The sequence below is a fragment of the Streptomyces sp. NPDC001156 genome (assembly GCF_053598275.1).
Window position 1 is genome coordinate 1 of sequence record NZ_JBSFJX010000409.1, and the last position, 3,469, is coordinate 3,469.

General features: G+C 67.9%; 4 protein-coding genes and 1 pseudogene. All 5 read right to left on the reverse strand.

Annotated features, from left to right (window positions below):
- Positions 1-109: 109 nt before the first annotated feature.
- Positions 110-415 carry a hypothetical protein gene (locus ACWDA7_RS51385; RefSeq protein WP_450614939.1) on the reverse strand — a complete coding sequence of 102 codons (306 nt, stop codon included), beginning with the start codon at positions 413-415 and terminating at the stop codon, positions 110-112.
- 71 nt (positions 416-486) lie between these two features.
- A complete protein-coding gene (locus ACWDA7_RS51390) occupies positions 487-906 on the reverse strand; it encodes a hypothetical protein (RefSeq protein ID WP_450614941.1) in 420 nt (139 codons plus the stop codon).
- Between the two features lie 483 nt (positions 907-1,389).
- Positions 1,390-2,121, reverse strand: a complete 732-nt coding sequence (locus ACWDA7_RS51395; RefSeq protein ID WP_450614943.1) for an alpha/beta fold hydrolase — start codon at positions 2,119-2,121, stop codon at positions 1,390-1,392.
- Between the two features lie 294 nt (positions 2,122-2,415).
- Entirely contained in the window at positions 2,416-3,069 is a 654-nt protein-coding gene (locus tag ACWDA7_RS51400) for a TetR/AcrR family transcriptional regulator (protein ID WP_450614945.1), read from the reverse strand.
- Between the two features lie 113 nt (positions 3,070-3,182).
- A pseudogene (locus tag ACWDA7_RS51405) lies at positions 3,183-3,469 on the reverse strand (zinc-binding dehydrogenase); the annotation flags it as partial.

The window sequence follows — 3,469 nt, forward strand, 5'->3', positions numbered from 1 at the left end:
TCTCCACCGAAGTCACCCGCCCGTCACCAGCATGAGTACCCCGGAGCCGACGCACACCAGCCCCGCGACCTGCTACTTCACGATGCACACCACTCCATGAAGTCGTCTGTCACTGGCCTGGTTCCGCCTTTGCCGCTTCGCGGCGGAGCTGTCCAGCTTCTTCGATCATGACTTTGGCGCGGGCGAAGTCGGGTTCTTCGGCGGCTTGGTCCTCCAGGCCGTGAACTCTTGCCTCAAGTTGGGGGTTTCGGGCCAGGGCGTATTCACCCCACCAGCGGGCCATGAAGGCGGGGACGGGCGCGAGGTCGTAGGCGTCGGCGATGTCCCGGCGCCAGTGCCGGTCGAAGTCGACAAGGAGTTTCGGTGCGTGCTGGGCGATGGCTGCGCGGAGGGCTTTAGGGTTGCGTTCGGGCATGGGGGGGACTGTCCCGTGGTGCCCGATGGATGCGGTGGTCATAAGTGGCCGGTCCCTTCGTGGCGGTCGGGTCAGGCGGCGAGAGGCGACGGGGTGATGCCGCCTCGGGCTTCAAGCTGGGGGGCGGCGGTCCTGGGGCCCACCGGGTTCGGGGTGACGGTCATGGTGATGGACAGGCGCCCCTGTGCGATGGCACCGATCAGCTTGCTCACGAGGGTGGCCATGTTGGCGTAGCGGCCCTCGTGCTGTCTTTTCTCGTCCGCGCGCTGCCAGACGGCGCCACTGATGCGCATGTTGACCTGCTTGCGGCCTGCGCCGGCGTCGATGTCCTCGATCACGGCGGCGGGGATGAGGTCGCGGGCGTAGGAGTCCAAGGCCAGTTCGAGGGCGCGGGGGCCGGTGAGCTCGAGGGGGGCGACGGCGTCGATGAACTGCGCCCACGCGTGGGGGCTGATGTACGGTTTTTGTGGGCTGCGGGGCGTGGGTGGCATGCGGGCTCCTCCTGGTGATGTCCAGGACAGCGTAAGGTGCGTTTGTATCTAGTAGCAATCTTGATCGCTGGATGTGAGGGCACGGCCGCCTGGCTGATCAGGTACAGGCAGGCGCGGCGGTTGCGGGAGTCGCACAGGTAGATCCCGATCGAGGGAGACGCCCGGAAGCGGAACGGCCGCAGCAGTTCGTACGCGCCGTCGCCCTTCACTGAGCGGACAGCAGGGTTCCCTCGGCGCGGGTATGGGTGATGGTCAGGGGGCCTTCGCAGGGCACCCCTGCGCTTCGAGGTTGGCGACCAGCTCGGCCGGCGGATGCAGGACGACGCTCCAGCAGGTCGATCCGTCACGACATCGGCCACGGGCCCGTGACGGCCGCCACGATCCTCGAGTTCTCTGTCGGTAAGCCTTTTCATAGGCGCCCGTGAGCCGGACGTCAGCGCCGCCCGACGTGCAACCACGGGCGCTCTCGGTGGGGCGGGCCAGTCACCCCAGGGAGCTGCTCCAGTGTTCCTCGAGGGCGGTGGCGACCTCAACCGGCTTCTGGATCGGCGTCCAGTGACTGCTGTCCAGCCTCAGAAAATGGGTGGCGCGTACGGACGCGGCCATCTTTTCGCCGAACTCGACGGGGCAGACTGGGTCGAACGCCCCCCAGAACACCAGGGACGGTCCGGACAGGTTCGCGAGATCCGGTTCCCACTCCGCACCGACCGTCAACGCGGAACGGTACAGCTTGAGAATGCTGTCGCGCATGGTCTCGTCCACGCGGCCGGCTGTCTGCTCGGCCAGCTCAGCCGGGACCTGGAGGTTGTCGGTCAGGTCCCTGGCGAACGCGGCGGCGTCGTACTCCTCGGCCCAGCGGTCGCCCGCGACGGGGTCCTGCCACAGCTTGGCCAGCGGATGCCAGTCGTACTCGGCGCTGACCGGACCATTGCTGCCGGCCCATGTGCGGATCAGATCCGGCCGTACGGAAGCCACGCGCGCGGTGAGGAGGCAGCCCCAGTCGTGGCCGACCAGGTCGACCGGCTCGCCGAGTGCCTCCAACCGCTCGATGAGCCAGGAGACGTATTCCTCCTTGGTGCAGTGGAAGCCCTCGGGGCGCGGCGAACCGAAACCGGGCAGGTCCCAAGCCTCCACGGCGCTGCGGGTCAGGTGCTCGCGGACGCCGTCCCACACATGGTGGGTGTCGGGTACGCCGTGGATGAGAATGGCAGGCATGTCTGAACTCCTACAAGGGTGAAATTTCTGGGCAGACGCGAAATAACGGCACGAAGAGGGTTAAGGCGCCGAAGCCTCGTGCCGCAGGCTCGCGCCTCCGCGTCGGCGTGGACGGGACCGAATGGCACGGCACCACCCGCCTGGAGCGTCTCGGTCGACGCTGGTCAACGAGTCTCTACAGCCGTTCTGACCGGGCGGCCACCAGTACCGTGCATCGTGCGGAAACGGCTGTGCGGGCTGTCGTCCGGATCGCCGGGGCTGCTCGTCCACCGCAGCAGGCAGCCTTCCGTCATGTCATAACCGCATCAGAGAAACCACTTGCTCATGCAACACGTCTTGAACCTGGCGCGATGCGATGTGTGGTGCTACTCCTGCGGCGACGAGGAACGCGGTCGCCGCAGCCTCACCCGTGGGGTCCGCCCAGGCGGAGGTGGTGTTCTCCTCTGCGAGGGCCAGCATCAGGGCTTCCAGCGCTTGGGCGAGGACGGGCGCGGGGACGTGGTGCGCGAACACGCCTTCGTGCTGGCCACGTCGTATGGCTGTGATGGCTTCTTCGCGGGCCGGTGCCAGGGTGGCGCGGATCGTCTCCTCTCCCAGATGGTGGCGCCCCAGGGAGATGAGCATGCGGTACTGGTCGCCGACCGCCCACGCCGCCAGGGCCATCCGCGTCATCGTCTCCAGCGGACCAATATCTGGGACACGGGTCGCGGCGAACGCCTGTTGAAGCGCCTGGGCTGCTTCCTGCGTCAACTCGGCTATCAGGGCTTGACGGTTGGAGAAGTGACCGTAGAAGGTGCGTCGTGCGATGCCGGCTGCCAGGGCGATGCTGTCGAGACTCGCGTCGGGGTCGTCCCGCAGCTTCTGCCGAGCAGCGGCGAGGATGCGTCGGCGGTTCGAGCGAGCGTCGCTGCGCTGCGGAGTGCGGCGCGGGGCGTCGGTCGTGTGCATGGCTCCATCTCCACGGGTTCTGGCTGCGGGAAAGCCGTGGGCGCCGGTGCTCCCTCACGCACCGGCGCCCACTCACCCCTGCCCAGGGTGGCTTGTCGTCCTGCTGACGGGCGTCAGGGGACGAGGATGAGGCGGATCGGGTCGCCGATCTTGTTCTCCAGTCGGTGGACGGCGTCGGCGGCCTCGATGAGCGGGATGTGGTCGGTGATGGAGGGGGCCAGGTCGAGGCGGCCGGCCGCGGTCAGCTGCACCAGCTCGGAGACGGACTCGGGGAAGCCGCCGTAGTGGCCGCGGACCTGCTTCTGCAGGTAGTTGAAGGTCAGGCCCTCGGTGATGGTCAGTGGCCGGGGTGTGATGCCCACCAGGATGAGGGAGCCGCCCAGGCCGAGCACGGAGGCGG

Excerpts from the sequence above, each read along its gene's own strand:
- ACWDA7_RS51385 (WP_450614939.1), bottom strand. The coding sequence starts at position 415 with ATGCCCGAACGCAACCCTAAAGCCCTCCGCGCAGCCATCGCCCAGCAC.
- ACWDA7_RS51390 (WP_450614941.1), bottom strand. The coding sequence starts at position 906 with ATGCCACCCACGCCCCGCAGCCCACAAAAACCGTACATCAGCCCCCAC.
- ACWDA7_RS51395 (WP_450614943.1), bottom strand. The coding sequence starts at position 2,121 with ATGCCTGCCATTCTCATCCACGGCGTACCCGACACCCACCATGTGTGG.
- ACWDA7_RS51400 (WP_450614945.1), bottom strand. The coding sequence starts at position 3,069 with ATGCACACGACCGACGCCCCGCGCCGCACTCCGCAGCGCAGCGACGCT.